This is a genomic window from Archangium violaceum Cb vi76 (assembly GCF_000733295.1).
Taxonomy (GTDB): domain Bacteria; phylum Myxococcota; class Myxococcia; order Myxococcales; family Myxococcaceae; genus Archangium; species Archangium violaceum.
This window is the reverse complement of record NZ_JPMI01000207.1, coordinates 1-2647: the sequence shown is the minus strand read 5'-3', so window position 1 is coordinate 2647 and position 2647 is coordinate 1. Positions and strand designations below refer to the sequence as shown.

The 2647-nt window shown below is 67.2% G+C and carries 1 protein-coding gene and 1 pseudogene; both read left to right on the top strand.

Translation table 11 applies throughout. The features are described from left to right. A pseudogene (locus tag Q664_RS27385) lies at positions 1 to 726 on the top strand (hypothetical protein); the annotation flags it as partial. Next, on the top strand, positions 723 to 2063 hold the full coding sequence (locus tag Q664_RS27380; RefSeq protein ID WP_043402134.1) for a hypothetical protein: 1341 nt from the start codon (positions 723 to 725) through the stop codon (positions 2061 to 2063). The pseudogene Q664_RS27385 and the gene Q664_RS27380, both read left to right, overlap by 4 nt. The last annotated feature ends 584 nt before the right edge of the window (positions 2064 to 2647 follow it).

Below are 2647 nucleotides of genomic sequence, written 5' to 3'. Positions count from 1 at the left end.
AAGTGGCTGCGGGTGGAGCTCGAATCGTCGAGCCCACGCCTCCCCGGAAACGTCGGGTTGCTGGAGAAGCAGCGCCCTGTCCTCGAGGCCCCACCGCCCGGCGCACGGAGCAACCCGCGCTGGAGTGAGTACGTCACCTACTACGAGAAGCGTCTCGGGGAGCTGAGACAAGGGACGGCGGTGAAACCGCCCCTGGCCTGGGCCGGCTATGAGCGGATGCGGGGATGGTTCGCCCGGGGGCTGGCTTTCGAGCGCATCATGGTGGAAATGCTGCGCATCGACGCGCAGCGGCCCCGGGCGGAGCGCCGCTTCCTGGGGGACTTCCTCCAGCCCCGCATCGAGACCTATGTGGGCGTGAGGACACTGAAGAGCGGCCTGCGCTTCGCCGATGTGCTCGTCATCGAAGAGGGTACGCTCGCCGGCACACCGCCGCGCGTGGAGACGTTCAGCTTCAAGAGCCGCGACTTCTCGCTGCTAGAGGAAGGAGCCTTGAAGACACAGATGAAGGCGGACGCGAGTGAAGCCCTGCGGTACTACGGCGGAGCGCTGAACATCCGTCGGCCTTCCCTTCAACACCTTGTACACGAGGGCAGCAACGTGTCGGTCCAAAACGTCCGCCTCATCTACGAAGGCGGTGCTCTCAAGCCCAAGGATGTAGCCGACTTGCAGGCAGCTGTGAGCGCCGCCAAGGATGCTGCTCCGGCAGTGGAGGTGCTGTTCCAATGAAGCGGCTGAAGTTCTCGGACTTGAATGAGGAGGATCGCCTTCGGCTCGATTTCGAAGGTTCCTTTGACCAGCAGGCAGAACTCGAGCACGAGTTGGAGCCTTTGCTGCAAGCACTCGAGGAGAACGCAGACGAGTGGATGCCGGATGTCGTTGAGGGCCAGCGGCAACGCAAATACTCCCGCGCCTCCATCTGGAAATCCCTCGAGGAGAAGCGCGACGAGAAGAACACCGACATCGTGTTCGGTCGTACGACGTGGCCCGCGTTGTACATGATGCTCGACCTCCGCTTCCCGCCACTCCCTCCCCAATTACGCCTCTCGCTCAAGGTGCAGCCCCTTTCCTTCTTCGCGGAGGCGGAGCGCTGCCTCAAGCTCGTGGAAATGGTGCGAGCCTGGGCCTCTCGCTACCCGGTCACCCATGCCTCGGCCCACAGCCTGGCTGACAGGGGACTGGCGGACTCGCCCCTCTTCGGCCGCGACATGGAGACCTCCATTCGAGACGGCTTCGACAAAATCTACGAGGTTTTCTGGCTCAACGTCTTCGGCCCCAGGCTGGTGGAGACGGTCGGCCGCGAGCGCATGCTCTCCACTCCGGCTCACCGGGTGGAGGAGTTACCCAACGGCTCCGTCCTCCTCGTCACCTGGCCCACCGCCGCCGACTTCGCCAGCGATGCGGCCCGCCTCGCCCAGGCCCGCGCCCACGCCCACCTCCGGCCAGACCTCGACTTCTCCACCCTCCTGCGCACCCTGCGCGAGCGCAGCGCCACGCTCGCTCCCGTCGAGCCCCGCTTCCACCCCGACGTCGCCCCGCTCCTCTCTCGCGTGGTGGATGACCGCGCCCTCCACGAGCGCCAGCGCCTCATCTCCGAGCTCAACCACTACCAGCCCCCCGAGCCCGACGAGTGGCTCCCCGCCTCCGCCGCCCTCCCCTCCGACGTGGCGGACCCCCAGCGGGCCCTCGGGCTCTACGGCGAGCTCGCCGAGCACCTCGTCGCACTGCTTCACACCCAGGTGCCCTCCGTCTTCGACGAGACTCCCCAGTCCCTCACCGAGGTCGACTACCAGTTCTGGCACCAGGACTTCCCCACCGTCTTCGAGCGCCACCACATCGACGCGCATGCGGTACCCGCCATCGGCGCCTACCTGGGCCAGGTGCTCGTGCGCCACCTGGGCGGCCAGTGGATTCCTCGCAAGAAGCTCGAGGAGTCCCAGGTCCTCGTGGGCCACCGCGTCTGGCTCCCCTTCGTCCGCGCCTGGCGCTACATGCGCTCGCGTCAGTCCCTCCTCGACTCCTCCCTCACCCAGCTCTACCGCGTCGCCGAGCGCCACCGCCTCTAACAGCCGTATGTGGCCAGGCATTGAACTGTGCATGGGAGGTCTGGTGCCCACTGTTTCTACTTCAGTCATTCTCAGAGCAGGGCCGCCCGCGCATCCGGTTGCCCTGACGTTGGCCATGTTGGTGCTGCTCGCTGGCTGCGGCACGGGCCACCCGCGCGGGAGTCTGACGGGCGGCTTCGGCCTCCACTCCCGCTCCGCTTCCCGGCGGCCAGCCACCGCTCCGGTACTGGCCGAGACCGCGGGAGGCGCGGGCGGCTTCCCCGGGCACGGCGGAGACGACGCTCCCTGGGAGAAAACCTCCTGGGAAGACTTCGCGCCGGCCCCGCTCTCTCTTGCGCGGGCGTGGCCTTTCCACCGGGCTGGCCCGACCTGGCCTCTAGCGACGAGGAGTTGCTGGCGCCCTTGTGGGGGTGCTCCCCCGCGGAATTCCTCCAGGTACAGCAACGGGTGGACATGCCCCGACTGCTGGAGGCGTTGGAGGATTGGGGCGCTGTAAGGCTCGGCGCCCTGGGGCCCGTGCGAGAGGATGCCGTGCCCCTCCTGCAGCGCAAACGCGTCGCCTTCCTCCTCACCACCACCGAGCT